Genomic DNA, 15758 nt, shown 5'->3' with positions numbered 1-15758 from the left:
AATCCCGTGTCGGTCCCTTGGAGAGCCTTGTCGATCCTTCAGGTTTCAAGGGGGTGCCACGGGAGCAGCTGGTTTTTTCATCTCGCGCTCACATAAGGCCGCCGCTCTTGTGATATGCGTCAGTGCTCGGCCAAGATGCGTTCAGCTCCGACTGATCCCGTCATGATCCTGGGAGGCTTTTCATGGATGCTGCAGAGGCGACCCGCATTGTCGAATGGGTAACGGCAGCAGGCCTTTCAGGCATGTCCGAAACGGATCTGCTGCCTGGGTTCTGCAGCCGCCTTGTGGAAGCCGGTTTGCCGATCAGGCGCGCGAACATGGGCATCGACACCCTTCATCCGGTTTTTGAAGGACGTGTCTTCCGCTGGGTTCATCAGGCGGAATTCGAACCCGTGTCGGAATACGGGCGTCTCAGCGAAGGCACCGAAGCTGAGGCGCTGTGGCGGCGCAGTCCCTATTTCCACCTCTATCAGAATGGGGAGGAGATGCTTCGCCGCAGAGTCGGCCCCGACCATTCTGGCGATTTTCCCATCCTTCAAGATCTTCATGGTCAGGGACAGACGGATTACGTCGCGCTCATGCAGCGCTTTGCCGCGCAGGGCGTGATCGGTGAGATGGACTGCATCTTTTCCTCCTGGACCACCGATGCGCCAGGCGGCTTCTCCGAACAGGAGCTGGGAGCGCTGCGCCGGCTTGTCCCATCCTTGGCGCTTGCCATGAAGTGCAGCTCCCTTGCGCGGATCGCCGAGACTCTCGTCGAGACCTATCTCGGCCGCGATGCCGGGCGGCGGGTGCTCAGCGGGCGTATCGCCAGGGGCGTAACGGATCGAATTTCAGCCGTTCTCTGGTTCAGCGACCTGCATGGCTTCACGCGGATCGCCGAAAGCTCCGCGCCGGAGCAGATCATCCCGTTCCTGAACGATTATTCCGAGGCGATCATTTCCTCCATTCACGATGCGGGAGGGGATGTGCTGAAGCTCATAGGGGATGGAACCTTGGCGATCTTCAAGACCAAGGACCCGGGCCTTGCCTGTCAGCGCGCCCTCATGGCCGAAAGCGCAATGCGGCTGAAGATCGAGGAGCTCAACCGCCATCGGTCGGCGCAGGGGCTGCCCATCACAAGCGCCTATCTCGGTTTGCACGTCGGCGAGGTTTTCTATGGCAATATCGGCAGCCGGGACCGGCTCGACTTTACGGTTGTGGGTCCGGCCGTCAACGAGGTGAGCCGGATCGCCGCCCTGTGCCATTCCGTCGAGAGAAATGTTCTGGTCTCATCGGCATTTGCGGCGGCGGCTGAAGACAGCGACCGTGATCAGCTCGTCTCGGTCGGGCGGTACGCCTTGCGCGGGGTCAAGCGCTCGCAGGAACTTTTCACCCTTGAGAGCGCCCTTGATCGGTAGCCGCCATCCGGCATGCGCCACGATCAGATCAGGTCTTGCGTAGGATCAAGGACAGAACGGCCAAGCTGGTATTGAATGCTCCCGACGCAGGCGTGATCGGCATGAGATCGACCCTCGCCTTAACCGCATGGAGAACAAGATGATCAAGGACGTTCTGGTTCATCTGGACGGCAGTTCGGACGATGAGATTCGTCTGGCCCACGGCGAGGCAATCGCCGCCGCGAGCCAGGCTCACGTAACAGGGCTCTTCACCAACGTTCTTCCGGATCTGGCCTCTTTGACCCCGATGGATGGCGCAGCCGCTGCCGGTGTCGTTGCGGAGCTCGACGACGAGGCAAGACGAGCCGGTGACCGCACGCAGCAGCGCCTGTCCGAGCGATTCTCCCGCCTCTCCGTCCCCAGCGAGCTTCGCCGCCTGGACGGGACACCCGGACAACTGATCGGCCAGGTCGTTTCGGAAGCCAGACGCGCGGATCTTTTTGTGACGAAGCGGCCTTACGAGAACAGCGGTTCCGCCCAGTGGGACGACCTGTTCGAAGCCGTGCTTTTCGGAGGCGGGCGCGGCATCTATGTCGTTCCGCCGGGCCGACAACCTCCCGATACCATCAGACGGATCCTGGTCGCCTGGCGTGACACCCGGGAGACGACCCGCGCGGTCGCCGAGGCGGCGCCCTTCATCGAGAAAGCAACCCGGACAAGCGTTCTTCTGGTCGACCCTCCGAAAACGCCAGACGGCAAGTCATCCCTGGACATTGACATCGCCCGGCATCTCAACCGCTACGGCAGCCAGGTCGAGGTCGACTTCGTCACAAGCAACGGACGCGCTGTTTCCGACATTATCCTCGACCACGCTCACCGCATGTCCGCCGACCTGATCGTCATGGGCGGCTATGGCCATTCGCGGGTCCGCGAATGGATCCTCGGTGGCACCAGCCGGGATATGCTGGAGAGGTCGGACCTGCCGGTTCTGATGGCCCATTAAAGAGCGCAGACAGAGACGTTCCACCGGCGGCAGGGGAGGAACCGGCTTTCATGCCGAGACTTATGAAGTCACGCGCGCTGTGGCTCCCCTGGTGTGGGGAGCCCCTTTTGAAAGGATCCTCCCATGGCTCAGAGCTCCGTGTCCGATCGCCCGGTCAAATCCGTGGACAAGCCGCGCTTTGAAACCGTGGATCCCGCCACGGGACAGTCAGGCCGCCGCTACGAGGGCCACAATGTCGATGAAGCTCTCGAGATTGCCCGGCAGGCTCGTGCGGCGTTCGACAATTGGCGCAGCGTCTCCTTCACGGAGCGCGCCCGGTTGATGAAGGAGGCGGCTCGGGTTCTGCGGCGCCGAAAGGACGAGTTCGCGGAGTTGATGACAGCGGAAATGGGCAAGCTCACCGCGGATGGGCGCAGCGAAATCGAGAAATGTGCGTTCAACTGCGATTATTTTGCCGACCATGCCGAGACTTTCCTGGCTCGTCGCCCTGTCGACCTTGACGGGCATAAGGCCTTCGTGACGTTCAACCCGATCGGCACCGTTCTCGCCGTCATGCCGTGGAACTTCCCGTTCTGGCAAGTTTTTCGGTTTGCGGCGCCAACTCTGATGGCCGGCAACACGGCCGTCTTGAAACATGCCAGCAATGTTCCGGGATGCGCCCTGGCCATCGAGAGTGTCTTTCGCGAGGCTGGATTTCCGGAGAATGTGTTCCGCGCCCTTCTGATACCGAGTGGGAGCGTTCAGCCCCTTATCGATGATCAGGCCATCGCGGCCGTCACGTTGACGGGGAGCGTCGAGGCCGGACGGCGCGTCGCCGCCGCGGCAGGCGCCGCACTCAAGAAAAGCGTTCTCGAACTCGGAGGATCCGACGCCTACCTGGTGTTGGAAGATGCCGATATCGCAAAGGCCGCGCAGGTCTGCGCCACAGCCCGAATGGTGAATGGCGGCCAGAGTTGCATTGCCGGCAAGCGGTTTATTGTCGTGCAGCTCGTGCGGGAAGCCTTCGAGCGCGCGCTCGTGACCGAGATGGAGCGCTACACGATGGGCGATCCTCGCAGCGCCGACAGCAAGCTCGGGCCGATGGAAAGCGTCAAGGCTCGGGATCAGATTCATGATCAGGTCCGCCGCAGCATCGAACGTGGCGCTCGCTTGCTGACGGGCGGCGAAGTTCCTGAGCGTCCTGGAGCCTGGTACCCGCCGACAGTCCTGACCGACGTGCGCCCTGGAATGCCGGCCTATGACGACGAAGTCTTCGGCCCTGTCGCGGCCGTCATAGAGGCCAGGGACGAGAGCGAGGCCATCCGTATTGCGAATGGCGCGCGCTTCGGCCTTGGATCCGGCGTTCTGACGAGCGATCTTGCCCGTGGCGAGCGCATAGCCGCCGAGTTCCTGGAAGCCGGGATGAGCTTCGTGAACGGCAATGTCCGCTCCGACCCCCGCATGCCCTTTGGGGGTGTCAAGGACAGCGGCTACGGGCGTGAATGCTCGGATTTCGGGATCCATGAGTTCGTGAACATCAAGAGCGTTGCGGTTTTCCCGTAACGCCTTCGCCGTCATGGTTTCTGGGACGGTTTCCGGAACCCATCCGTTTCAGGGGCGTTCCCGCCGGGATGTTCTCGGAGGAATGTTGATGCGTCTCCTAGCCTTGCCGTTCATTATCCTGTCGGCTTTTGCCTTGCATCCCGCTCCAGCCATGGCGCAAGCGGCTACCGCAGCCGGTGCAGGAACCGGGGCCCTTGCCGGAGCCGTCGTCGGCGGGCCGATCGGGGCTGCCGTGGGTGGAGTGATCGGCGGTGTCGTCGGAGCGTCAGCCGAGCGTCCGCGTGTGCGGAATACGCGAGCCTACAGGAAGGTGGCCGTCAAACGTTCATCCGCCTCCCGGGCAGTCGTGCACAAGAGGCAAGTTCCCGTGGCCCGAAAGGATAGCCGTAGCTTTCGGCCCCTTGGATAGAGTATCGCCTGTCATATTATTCGCAGTTGCCTTAAGGTAACAGGCCGTAAAAACGACGAGTTTGCTCAAGCAAAGCGCTAGACGCCGAAAGTTGAATTCTTAGTCTGCCCCTCAATACGACGTCGAACAAGACGCGTCAGACTTGGGGCATCATGACAGTTTTTTCCTTTCGGCGTTTCTTCGCCGTTAATCCTATCCGATTCACGCGGCCGCGGTTGCTTACTGCGAGCCTGATGGCCAGCACCGCATCGCTGGGCCTGTTGACGAGTCTCTCCCTTGCGTCGGCAGCTGATGTCGCAGGCTTACGTCTGCCAAGCTTTGTCGAAGAGCAGTTCGGTGTTCTCTCCGCGGCCTCGGGCCATGGATACAAGCCGGCTCCCGCAATACGGAATGGCTCTCCCACGGAAGCCTTTGCGCCAGGAATCAACGCCACGGTAGCAGCGTCCTTCCAGACGGATGAATACAACCGGTCCTGGTATCTCGGGAAGATCAATGCGGCGGACGCTTACGCCATGGGCTTCACGGGCAAAGGCGTCGTCGTTGGCGTGATCGATACCGGCCTTGATGTCGCGCATCCGGAATTTGCCGGAAGGATTTCTCCGCTTCTGCGCTCGTTCGCGGCGGGCGAACCTCCGGGTTTCATGTCGGATCTGGAAGAGGACGGAGCGATTGCGGGCCACGGGACGCATGTGGCCGGTATCATCGGCGCCGGACGAAACGGCGTTGGAACTCAGGGTGTCGCATACAACGCAACGATCCTGCCCTTGCGGGCCATCGAAGTTGCAACAAACGATGACAGCGAGGACCCGACCATCAGCGCGCTTCACTATGCGGCTACGGCTGGCGCGAAGGTGGTCAACGGCAGCTATGGCCCTAATCCCCTGCCACCCCGCTGGCTCAAGGACGCATCCGGCAACTATTATCAAAATCCCCATTATGTGGTGACGGCCGACAAGCTGATCGTGGGGCCGACGCTTCGGGCTGAATACGATGCCGTGAAGACGGCAGCGGATGCGGACATTGTTCTTGTCTTTGCGGCGGGAAATGCCTTTCAGGAACAGCCCATTGCCTCAGGCAGCCCGGATGGCATCGGCTTCTTTCCTTATATCCGCCCGGAAAACACGAGGGCCGGCGCCTACACCTTCGTCACCGGGGGTACGGACCCGACCAACCCTGCCACATACATCTATGCCGACCCCAACGATCCGGCATACGCGAATCTCGACTTTTCCGATCTGCAGGGAGCCTTGATCGCCGTTGTTTCGACGGATCGCAATAATCAGATCGCAAGCTACAGCAATCGCTGCGGCGTGACTTTCCTCTGGTGCCTTGCAGCTCCCGGCGGCGATCACGCTCGCTCCGGTCAAAGCAAGGATTATTACGAAATCCTCTCCACCTATCCGTTCAGCACCTATCAAACGATGGTCGGAACCTCGATGGCCGCCCCCGTCGTCGCAGGTGCGGCGGCGGTGCTGCGCGAAGCGTTCCCCTACATGAGCGCTCGCCAGATCATCGAGGTGATGCTGACCACAACGGACAACATCGGCCCAAAGGAAATTTACGGCCGTGGCCTGCTCAATCTTGGGCGAGCCGTAAAGGGACCTCGAGAGTTCGGCGCTGAGGGTTTTGCCCAGACGTTCGACGTGAACACGAAAGGCTACGATTCCGTATGGTCCAACGACATCGTCGGCACGGGCGGTCTCGTGAAGCGCGGTGACGGCAACTTGGTTCTCACGGGCCAGAACACCTATGCGGGCGGGACGAACATTCTTGGCGGCGTTCTGACACTCAATGGCTCCGTTGCCTCGGCAATGGCCATCGGACCATCGGCGACCTTGCGGGGGACCGGGGTGATCCAGGCCCCGCTTACGCTCGCAGGAACGTTGGAACCCGGTGGAGCGGCAGGCGGGACATTCGGAACGATGACCGTTGCGGGCAACGCAACGCTTCTGCCGACATCGACCTACCGGGTCGACGCCAACGCTCAGGGCCAGCATGACCGTCTCGTCGTCGGCGGTGTAACCACAATGTCTGGAGGTGCCGTCGATCTGGTTCTTGTCAATGGAATAGCCCCCGTCGGCACTCAAATGGAGATCGTGAGTTCGGCAGGAGGAACGACCGGGCTCTTCGGAACGGTGCGCTCAAACAGCGTGTCGGCCTTCCTGGATCCGCGGCTCCGCTATTCGGGCAACAGCGTGACCGTGAGCTTTGAGCGGAACCAGACATCCTTTGCCGATGCGGAATCAACGCCCGGAGAGAAAGACGTGGCGAACGCCATCGAAGCTCTCGGAACGAACAGCCGGCTGGACGAGGCTATTCTCCAGCTTGATGCCGCGTCCGCGGACCGGGCCTTCGATCTTCTGTCCGGCGAAGCACACGCCTCTGCCGTCTCCGCGGCCTATGGGGATGCGCGTATCGTCCAGGATGCTCTGCTCGGCCGCATGCGGGCGCCGCTCCTCTCCGGGACGACCCAGGTCCCTGCGGCCTATGCGGCAGACCGGCCAGGCCGTGCCATGGCCATCGCCAATGTTCCTTATCCGTCTCTCGATCCGCGCCGTTTCGCGTTGTGGGGTGAAGGATTCGGATCCTGGGGGAAAATTCGGTCGAGCGCCTATACGGCCGGCCTCGACTCTTCGACCGGAGGCTTCATTCTCGGCGCCGATGCGCGTGTTTCGGATGGCATTCGCCTCGGCCTTGCCGGTGGCTACACCCATACATCGTTCGATGTCGATTCTCTCCTGTCCTCAGGGTCCAATGAAAGCGTCTTCGGAGCGCTTTACGGCTCCGCTAACTGGGGGGCCATCACGCTGCGTCTCGGCGCCGCCTATGCGGGACATGACATCGACACCAACCGCACCATCACTTTCCCGGGCTTTGCCGATGCAACCGGTGCATCCTACAACGGATCAACCCTCCAGGCTTTTGGGGAGGTCGGCTATCGGTTCGCTTTTGCCGGAGCTGAAATCGAGCCTTTCCTGGGCGCTTCCATCCTCCGGCTCCGTACCGACGGTTTTGTGGAAAGTGGCGGTGCGGCCGCATTAGCGGGCTATGCACGGAGCCACGATCTCGGCAGCACGACGCTGGGCTTGCGCGCAGAGGCGCGATTGAGCCGGGACATTCCCCTGACCGTCCGGGGATTGCTTGGATGGCGCCACGCCTTCGGCGATATCGAGCCGGAAGCGCTCCTCGCATTCCGAGACGGAGCATCCGCGTTTACCGTCTCGGGCACTCCCCTGGACCGGAATGCCTTGGTTGCGGAAGCTGGCCTGGAATGGCAGCCGTCCGATGCGATCATGCTGGGTGTTTCCTACAGCGGCCAGATTGGGAGCAAAGCCCAGGAGCATGCGATCAAAGGCAACTTCGTGTGGAAGTTCGAGACACGCTGATCTGGTGGCGCCAGTCTCTCTTTTGAACCTGATCGGGCCGTTCTAGGCGATTCATGATACGGCCTCACCGGCAGGGAAAATTGTCGGTGAGGCTCATGCTCCGCGCAAGATGCGCCTAGCCGGAAGTGAGCTTGACATAGCGGGAGTGAACCCAGCCGTACCGGCAAGGTCCCGTGTAAGACTGCTTCACCGGCCAAGGGGAGCGAACGCCGCAGGCTTCCAGGCGTCCAGACGGATCATAGACGATTGCGATCCAGGGCCCATGATCGGTGCACAATTGGACCTGCTGGCCATTGTAGCGCCGATCAATCTCCCGATAGGGCTTACCTCCTGGGCCACTTCTCACGGACAGGAATCCGTCTCCTTTGGGATCGAGCCCGACAATGACGCCGGTGCCATAGCATGCGTCGAACTCGTCATTGCCTCCTATGACGATGGGTACGTCGATCCGTCCGAGATTCTGCGCCTGCGCGACCGAGGCGCACAGGAAGAGGACACTGGCCGCACCTGCGAATTTCATTGGGCTGGATTTCATGAAATCGACCTGGATGTGATGCTCACGAAGCGAGTGAGGTTCAACCTTACTTGCGCTGGCATGCGAACTGCCATTCCTCCACCGCCCTCCCCGCTCCGGCGAGCGGCAGCTCATAGGGTGGCTCTGCTCCGATCTTCAAGGTTCCGCCGACCTTCATGAATTCGAAGAGCGAATGACTGGCTGGAATTTTCGCATCGAAGTTCCAGCCCATGAATTCGTCGCCAAAGGTGTGTTTCTTCAGCTGCCCTTCAATCTCGAGGATCGACCCGGCCTTGTCGACTTTCAACTTCAGGGGCTGGCCGTCCCGATATTTTTCCTTCGCCTCTGTCGAATATTCCATTTCGATCTGAGCCTGCCCCTTGTCGACGCAAGTCAACCGGGCCGTGACGCTGTCGCTTTCCGGAACGCCGAAGACGACAGTCTGACCTTCCTTGAGGTATTCCCAGGTGCGCTCATCCGACGGAACGCGCGCAGGAGAAGCATCGACCTTCGTGAGATAACCGGCCTTCGAGAGGAAGTCTCTCAAAGCGTCAGGATAGGTTTGCTTCAAGACCTTATCGGGCGGACACGAGGCACCGTTTCGCAGTTCGATCCTGCAACCCTCAAGGCCGTTGGTAGAGCTTCGGTCGTAACGTTTGAGCATTTCCGCCCATGCGACGTCCTCCTCTCCAAGGAGCGCCTTCACGGCGACCCATCCGGCCAGATAGCTGTTGCGCTCAAAGTCAGGGTCCGACCAGTCGAGATCCTTCTCAATGTCGCCAAGTTGGCGCCGCAGGAGGAACGCGTATCGGGGATCCCGCGTCACATCCTGAAGCTTGCCACCTCGAAACTCCTGGATCTGCATGGGAGATATGGATCCCGCATAGGATCCGAAACGATAGAGAAACCGGTTGTCCCAACCGATGATGACCGGCGTCCCCTGATCAAGAGCATCCTCAACGGCAAAACCATCGCCGTCGAGTGGATCGACATGTGTGACCTGCCAGTCTTTCTTATCACGCGCATTGGCGAAAGCCGTCACTGTGCAGCAATGAGCGCCGCCCCAATAGGATGTGAACATGACCTGCGGATAGGGACTGGTCCGATCGAGCCAAAGAAGCCGGAGCTGGGCTTTCGGTTCAGCGACCTCGACCTGGTCGAGCTTGATGGTGAAGACGCGCTGCCCGTTGATCGACCCGTAAGCAACGGGCGTCTTGGAATCCGCATCGCTGCCCTGGACGGAATCCACCTTGATTTCCAGATCGCGCCAGACAAGCTTCGTTGGATTTCCGCTGTAGGCAAGCGATGCTTCCAGGAAGTTCGGACCGTTCCAGACGAGGCCCGTATAGGTTTCACCCTTCGTGAGCTTCGAATCCTGAGGGATGGTATAGTTGTCCTTGAGGCTTTTGAGGGTCTTGAGCGCGATCTGTTGCTCCAAAGGCCCGGCAACAATCGCAAACCATCCGTTCTGGGCCCGAACGACGCGGACGTCTTTGATGTCCGCCGACAAGCCCTTCGCGAATTTCTTCGCATCCTCGAAGCTCTGACGGCTTGCGAAGACGATCCAGCGCTGGTCGCCGCTCGTCGCCGGCAGAGAACGCTCTTCCGGGACATTCTCGGGTTGGGAGACAGGCGCGCTGGGCTCCGGCGCTCGGCGCGCGACCGTATCCTTGCCTTCCGATGTCGCCGGGCTGCCGCCACTCACCTCGACCGGCAATGTGACGGGTGGCGCAAAGTCCGTCTTGATAACGATACGATCAGCGCCGACGAAGTTGCTCGCGCTCCGGTAGACGACGTTCCTGGATGGCTGATTGTATCGACCGCAGGCCTCGGTCGTGCCGTCCCTGACCGTGACGAAGCCGCGCTGCACAGTGACCGATGGATCTGCGATCTTCCCGTTACAATTGAAGATCCGATAGACGATCCTCTCCTGGTCCGAAGTCACCTGAAGCGTTTCCTCCGATCCGACCAGGCGAGCCGTTCTTTTCGACCCGACATTGACCCGATCGATCTGGTCCAGCCGACCCTGCAGATAATATCGAACCGTGTCCGCCCCGCGAAAACCTTCCGGACTGAGATAGGTGATCTGGATTACGGGCTGATCCGGATTGCCGCAGATGAAACGGGTCGATTTTTCCGTCCGGACAAACCCGCGGTCTGCTTTGACGTTCAGCGGGGCGACACGTCCCTTGCAGTTATAATAGTAGCGAAGAATATGCGTCTTGTCGGGAAGGACATCCTGCTCTTCGAATCCGTGCGCCATTGCTGCAGCCGAGAGCGACAGTAGCGTGCAGAGCGTGATGCTGGTCAGTATGGTTTTTTTCATTTTTCTTCAGGCTGTTGTCAAAGCTGCTTGATGTCGGTCTCCGAGAGGCGGCCGAAAGAGCGAGCGGGAAATCTCGGATCAGATTCCGTCAGATCATCTTCTCGACAGGCGTTCCGTTGCCTTTGAAGTCGAGTGATATGGAATCGATGCCGTTTGTTGCCCTGCACTTGAGCGAGTGAACGAATTTCCCGTCCACAGAGACGCGCATCGTGCAGGAGCCTTTGGCGTCGTAGTTGTTGATCCCGCCTTGAAAACCGGCCCGGACGGTATCGATCATCAGAGTATAGGTTGTGGGTTCGAGTTGGCTGTCCTTGCTCCCGGAGAGCGTGATGGCTCCCTGTCCGGTCGGCACCGTAAAGGCGATCCTGCCGTTTGCATGGCTCGAATACACGAACCCCTTACAGGTGAATTTGGCGGCCCCGATGCTGAACTGACTGCAAGAGCCGGCGGCATGCATCATGACCTTGACGCCATCGAGTTTCTGAGCCGTTGCCGGATCGGCTATGGCGAACAGACCGACAAGAAGGGAGACAGGAACATAGAAACGCGAAGGCGACATGAAACAAGAACACGATCTGGATGGAGGGACGGAGGCTTTGCAGAAGGCGAATGCCTAAGTTCCGCCACAATCCCACAGGGCATCGTCTGGCTCAAGACATGAGTATCAGCAAAGTAAACTTGGCGGTGAATATTCAAGTGTTTGCTTCAGTAATCTGCAAATTGCACACCGAAACGCGCGATTTCTGAGAAAATCTACCTACTGAAAGCACCCTTGTTGAAGAACCTGGACGCCTTGCGCAGGGTCGGCGAGGGAGCAACTCAATAACAAACGACGCCGATCTCCCGCTGCGCCTTCCTCCATCACATTTTAGCCGCCAAGCGAACCATGATGTTTCCCGAGTGTTGGCACGAAAGCACCAATCGGCTGCAGCATCACGGGAGAGCGCCATGGACAAGAAATCGACCGGTTCCGAACCACGCAAGGGGGTAACGTCGGATCAGGTTCTGACAAATCGGCAAGGCCATCCGATCACGAACAACCAATCCCAGAGAACGGTGGGCAACCGTGGTCCGGCGACACTCGAGAACTACCAGTTTCTGGAAAAGATCACGCACTTCGATCGGGAACGCATCCCGGAACGGGTCGTCCATGCCCGGGGCTTCGTCTGCTATGGCGAACTGGAAGCGACCGGCAAGATCGGCGAGGAACCGGCCTCGAAATATACACGCGCCAAGCTGTTCCAGGAGGCGGGCAAGAAGACTCCCCTGGCCATTCGCTTTTCAACCGTGATCGGCGGTCGGGATTCGTCCGAAGTCGCCCGCGATCCAAGGGGCTTTGCGGTAAAGTTCTACACTGAGGATGGAAACTGGGATCTCGTCGGCAACAATCTGGCGATCTTCTTCATCCGGGATGCCATCAAGTTTCCGGACGTGATCCACTCCCTCAAGCCGGACCCGGTCACATTCCGCCAGGAGCCGAACCGGATCTTCGACTTCATGAGTCAGACGCCCGAATCCATGCATATGCTGACGCACCTGTTCAGCCCGCGGGGCATTCCGGCAAGCTACCGGCATATGGAAGGGTTTGGGGTCAACACCTACAAGATGGTCAACGCCCAAGGTGAAACGGTACTCGTGAAGTATCATTTCCATCCTCGCTGCGGCATTGCCAGCCTGACGGCGGAGGAAGCAGCGAAGGTGCAAGGCCAAGACCTGGGATCCGCCTCCAAGGATCTTTACGAAGCGATCGAGCGCGGCGAGTACCCGCAGTGGGACGTCTATGTCCAGATCATGGAAGATCACGATCATCCCGAACTCGAGTGGGATCCCCTCGACGACACGAAGATCTGGCCCGAGAAGGACTTTCCGCTTCGGCACGTGGGTGTCATGACCCTGAACCGGAATGTCGACGATCACTTCAACGAAAACGAGCAGATCGCCATGGGAACCGGCGTCCTCGTCGACGGCCTTGATTTCTCCGACGACAAGATGCTGGTCGGCCGGACTTTCTCCTATTCCGATACTCAGCGTTACCGGGTCGGTACGAACTACCTTCAGCTCCCGGTCAATCAAGCCAAAAACGCCCAAGTGGCGACGAACCTGAACGGTGGCCAGATGTCGTTCCGGCGTGACCTGGCGGCTGGACAGAACCCGCATGTGAATTACGAGCCTTCGGTTCATCAAGGACTTCATGAATCCCCACGCGAGGAGCCGAACAACCCGCCGGAAGTCCACGGGCGCCTGACGCGCAGCGTCATCGATCGGCGGAATGACTATGTCCAGGCCCGCGGCCGCTACTGCACGATGATGGACTGGGAGCGCGACGATCTCGTTCACAATATGGGAACGCTGCTGGGACAGTGTGAGCGCGACGTTCAAGAGCGCATGCTCTGGCACCTGTTCCTGATTCATGACGATTACGGCAGTCGCGTGGGGACCATGATCGGCCTGACGGCGGCAGATGTTCGCCACCTGAAGCCGTTGCCCAAGCAGGTTCTGACGGCAGAAGACGAACGTCGCCTTCAACACCTTGGACGCAATGGGGACAAGATTGACCCGTCCGTGTGGGGCCAGTGGACGAGCTCCGTGAAGAATCACAAAGCGACGGCCGAAGAGGTTCTCAACGGCATGAAGAATGTTCCGGCCAACGGCGCGATCGGACAAGCCGCCGAATAGAAGCGCAATTCATCGATAGCGCGGAGCGATGGGGAATCGGTGCTCCGCGCTATTGCCGGCGCAGGCTCAGCCGAATGCCCGGGTCGGCTGAAACACCTCAAGCGTATGAACGAGTTCATGGGCCGGCTTGGGGCGTCCGAAGTAGTAGCCCTGGACCTCCGTGCAACCCGCAGCGCGCAGTTGCACGAGCTGATCCTCCGTCTCTACGCCCTCTGCCACGGTGCTCATGCCGAGATTGGCCCCGAGGCCCGCGATCGATTGGACAATGGCCAGACAATCGGCACGCGACGATAGCCCTTGGACGAAGGATTGGTCGATCTTGATCTTGTCGAACGGAAAACTGCGGAGATAGCTGAGGGATGAATAGCCGGTACCGAAATCGTCCATGGCGATTCGGACGCCGAGCTTGCGCAACTGATGCAGGGTCGCAAGGGTCGTGTCGTTATCCTGAAGCAGGACAGACTCGGTGATCTCCAGCTCGAGACGGCTCGGACAAAGGGTCGATTCAGCCAGGGCGTTTTTCACGCATTGAACGAGGTTCTTGTTGCGGAACTGGACGGGCGACAGGTTGACGGCCACCTTGACGCTGGCGGGCCAATTGACGGCCTCGCGGCTTGCCTCGTGGATCACCCACTCCCCAAGCGGCGAAATCAGTCCGATATCCTCGGCAACGGGAATGAACTCCGCGGGCGAAACAATCCCGCGCTCCGGGTGGCGCCAGCGCAGCAGGGCCTCGTAGCCGGTGATCTCCTTTTTGCGGATATCGACCTGTGGCTGATAAAAGAGCTCGAATTCGCTGTTGGCCAAGGCCTTTCGGAGATCGACCTCCAGCGCGCGCCGAGCCTGGAGCTGCGCATCCATCTCAGGCTCGAAGAAGCGAAACGTTCCGCGGCCGCCCGACTTCGCCCGGTAGAGCGCAAGGTCGGCATGTTTGAGAAGCTGATCCGGTGTGGGATCGCCTTCGGACAGCGCGATTCCGACGCTGGTGCCGATCACGATTTCCTGGCCGGCGATATCGTAAGGCTCTCCAAGGGACTCGACGATCCGCGCCGCCAGGACGGCGCTTTCGTGCGGCTCATGAATGGAGAGTTGCAGGATGGCGAATTCATCGCCCCCGAGACGGGCCACCACATCCTCCTCGCGAACGCAGGCCTGAAGGCGCCGCGCCACGAGCTTGAGCAGGGCATCTCCGGTCTCGTGCCCGAGCGTATCGTTCACGTCCTTGAAGCGGTCGAGATCGAGACAGAGGACGGCCACGTGAGTGTCGTGACGGTGCGAGTGGGCAAGCGCCCGCTCCATCTGTTCGCGGAAGAGGACCCGGTTGGCGAGGTCCGTCAGGGCATCGTGATGGGCCATATAGGCGATCTGCGTTTCCGCCTGCCGACGCTCCGTGATGTCTTCGTACGTGGCCACCCAGCCGCCGTCATTCATCGGCTGATGGGAGACGGCGATCGTTCGTCCGCCGGGCTGCCCTTGGATAAAGGTCGCGCTGCGTCGGTTCTGAATGAGCTCGTGCTGCTCGGCGCAGATCTGCCGCAGAGCCGCCGCTCCCTCGCGTCCGCGAGCGTCCGCATAGGCGATCAGCTCGTTGAGGGTCGCGCCGGGTTGAACCGAGCTCTCCAGCTCGAACAGATCTGCGAACCGGGCATTGAACACGATGATATGGCCCGTGCCGTCCACCATGCACAGGCCGTGTGACATGTTGTTGAGCGCCGCATTGAAGCGCTCGTTCTGCGTCCGGAGCTCGATCTCCTGGATCTGCAGGACCCCGTTCTGATGCTGAAGCTCCGCGTAGGCGTTGCCCAAAGCCTTGTTGGCTTTCTTCAGCTCCTCGGATGTCCGCTGCAGGTTGTCCGCGAGAAAGCGCAGGTCATGATGCGCCCGAGTCAGAAGCCGATTGTGCCATCCCAGCAACCCCAGAAGAATGAACCCGCAGACGATGAGACCTGCCGCCAAGCTGGAGAACAGCCAGTGCAGGCGGATCAGTTCATGCTGGTCTTCCGTGACTCTCTGGGCCCCGTAATGATTGGCTGCGGATGCCAGCGCCGTGACCTTTGTTTCGAGGGGTCGCAGAAGATCGAGCGCTTTACGGGCGTTTCCCGGATCGTTCAGGCGCTGGATGAGCGGCTGCGCGCCCGCCAACGTCTCTCGGAGAAGACGAACCGTTTCTTGCCGCTCGGGATCCCGCGCGACGAAATCCTCGAATTCGCCATCGGTGAGGAGTTTGGCGCGGCTGACCAGAATGTCGAAGCGCAGCTCCACTTCGCTGCTGTCCACATTGCTGTCGGGCGTATTGAACTCGCTGAGACGCTGTTCGAGACGGGTGAACTCGGATACGGCCTGGCTGGCGAGCCAGGACGTGTTGTAGCGGGAAACCTGTTTCAGCGCTTCCTGACGCTCTACCACCAAGCTGGAAATATAGGCTGCAGAGAGCAGAAAGCAGCCGATGACGATGGCAAGGGCGGCCTTGAGTATTCGCAACGACAACGACGGTCCGTCGAAGCTCATGGAGTATGCCAGCCT

Annotated in this window: 10 protein-coding genes; 6 read left to right on the top strand and 4 right to left on the bottom strand. The window is 60.2% G+C overall.

Annotated features, from left to right (window positions below):
• Positions 1–182 precede the first annotated feature (182 nt).
• The 5 genes from LJD17_RS02380 (at position 183) to LJD17_RS24195 (ending at position 7719) form a co-directional block, all read left to right on the top strand.
• Positions 183–1400, top strand: a complete 1218-nt coding sequence (locus LJD17_RS02380; RefSeq protein WP_227382406.1) for an adenylate/guanylate cyclase domain-containing protein — start codon at positions 183–185, stop codon at positions 1398–1400.
• 139 nt (positions 1401–1539) lie between these two features.
• A complete protein-coding gene (locus LJD17_RS02375) occupies positions 1540–2382 on the top strand; it encodes a universal stress protein (protein ID WP_227382404.1) in 843 nt (280 codons plus the stop codon).
• 123 nt (positions 2383–2505) lie between these two features.
• Complete coding sequence (locus tag LJD17_RS02370) at positions 2506–3924, top strand: NAD-dependent succinate-semialdehyde dehydrogenase (protein WP_227382402.1); 1419 nt, start codon at positions 2506–2508, stop codon at positions 3922–3924.
• An 88-nt stretch (positions 3925–4012) separates the two neighbouring features.
• Entirely contained in the window at positions 4013–4333 is a 321-nt protein-coding gene (locus LJD17_RS02365) for a hypothetical protein (protein WP_227382400.1), read from the top strand.
• Positions 4334–4566: 233 nt separating this feature from the next.
• Positions 4567–7719 carry an autotransporter outer membrane beta-barrel domain-containing protein gene (locus tag LJD17_RS24195; RefSeq protein WP_319799663.1) on the top strand — a complete coding sequence of 1051 codons (3153 nt, stop codon included), beginning with the start codon at positions 4567–4569 and terminating at the stop codon, positions 7717–7719.
• Positions 7720–7834: 115 nt separating this feature from the next.
• On the opposite strand, the gene LJD17_RS02350 is transcribed toward LJD17_RS24195, so the two are convergent.
• The 3 genes from LJD17_RS02350 to LJD17_RS02340 all read right to left on the bottom strand — a co-directional run bounded on the left by LJD17_RS02350 (position 7835) and on the right by LJD17_RS02340 (position 11118).
• On the bottom strand, positions 7835–8239 hold the full coding sequence (locus LJD17_RS02350; protein ID WP_227382398.1) for an integron: 405 nt from the start codon (positions 8237–8239) through the stop codon (positions 7835–7837).
• 61 nt (positions 8240–8300) lie between these two features.
• Positions 8301–10559, bottom strand: coding sequence for a hypothetical protein (locus LJD17_RS02345; RefSeq protein ID WP_227382396.1), 2259 nt, complete (start codon positions 10557–10559; stop codon positions 8301–8303).
• Between the two features lie 88 nt (positions 10560–10647).
• Complete coding sequence (locus LJD17_RS02340; RefSeq protein ID WP_227382394.1) at positions 10648–11118, bottom strand: hypothetical protein; 471 nt, start codon at positions 11116–11118, stop codon at positions 10648–10650.
• A 389-nt stretch (positions 11119–11507) separates the two neighbouring features.
• Between LJD17_RS02340 and LJD17_RS02335 the strand changes: the two genes are divergently transcribed.
• Entirely contained in the window at positions 11508–13235 is a 1728-nt protein-coding gene (locus LJD17_RS02335; RefSeq protein WP_264478225.1) for a catalase, read from the top strand.
• 66 nt (positions 13236–13301) lie between these two features.
• Here the strand turns inward: LJD17_RS02335 and LJD17_RS02330 are convergent, their stop codons facing one another.
• Positions 13302–15743 carry a putative bifunctional diguanylate cyclase/phosphodiesterase gene (locus LJD17_RS02330; RefSeq protein ID WP_227382392.1) on the bottom strand — a complete coding sequence of 814 codons (2442 nt, stop codon included), beginning with the start codon at positions 15741–15743 and terminating at the stop codon, positions 13302–13304.
• Between the last annotated feature and the right edge of the window lie 15 nt (positions 15744–15758).

The organism is Microvirga rosea (assembly GCF_020595095.1).
In the GTDB taxonomy this organism is placed as follows: Bacteria; Pseudomonadota; Alphaproteobacteria; order Rhizobiales; family Beijerinckiaceae; genus Microvirga; species Microvirga rosea.
The sequence above is the reverse complement of the archived record's forward strand: the minus strand, read 5'-3'. Positions and strand labels throughout refer to the sequence as shown.

What these genes read in the sequence shown, in the direction of transcription:
- LJD17_RS02380 (WP_227382406.1), top strand. Translation starts at nt 183, where the DNA reads ATGGATGCTGCAGAGGCGACCCGCATTGTCGAATGGGTAACGGCAGCA.
- LJD17_RS02375 (WP_227382404.1), top strand. Translation starts at nt 1,540, where the DNA reads ATGATCAAGGACGTTCTGGTTCATCTGGACGGCAGTTCGGACGATGAG.
- LJD17_RS02370 (WP_227382402.1), top strand. Translation starts at nt 2,506, where the DNA reads ATGGCTCAGAGCTCCGTGTCCGATCGCCCGGTCAAATCCGTGGACAAG.
- LJD17_RS02365 (WP_227382400.1), top strand. Translation starts at nt 4,013, where the DNA reads ATGCGTCTCCTAGCCTTGCCGTTCATTATCCTGTCGGCTTTTGCCTTG.
- LJD17_RS24195 (WP_319799663.1), top strand. Translation starts at nt 4,567, where the DNA reads ATGGCCAGCACCGCATCGCTGGGCCTGTTGACGAGTCTCTCCCTTGCG.
- LJD17_RS02350 (WP_227382398.1), bottom strand. Translation starts at nt 8,239, where the DNA reads ATGAAATTCGCAGGTGCGGCCAGTGTCCTCTTCCTGTGCGCCTCGGTC.
- LJD17_RS02345 (WP_227382396.1), bottom strand. Translation starts at nt 10,559, where the DNA reads ATGAAAAAAACCATACTGACCAGCATCACGCTCTGCACGCTACTGTCG.
- LJD17_RS02340 (WP_227382394.1), bottom strand. Translation starts at nt 11,118, where the DNA reads ATGTCGCCTTCGCGTTTCTATGTTCCTGTCTCCCTTCTTGTCGGTCTG.
- LJD17_RS02335 (WP_264478225.1), top strand. Translation starts at nt 11,508, where the DNA reads ATGGACAAGAAATCGACCGGTTCCGAACCACGCAAGGGGGTAACGTCG.
- LJD17_RS02330 (WP_227382392.1), bottom strand. Translation starts at nt 15,743, where the DNA reads ATGAGCTTCGACGGACCGTCGTTGTCGTTGCGAATACTCAAGGCCGCC.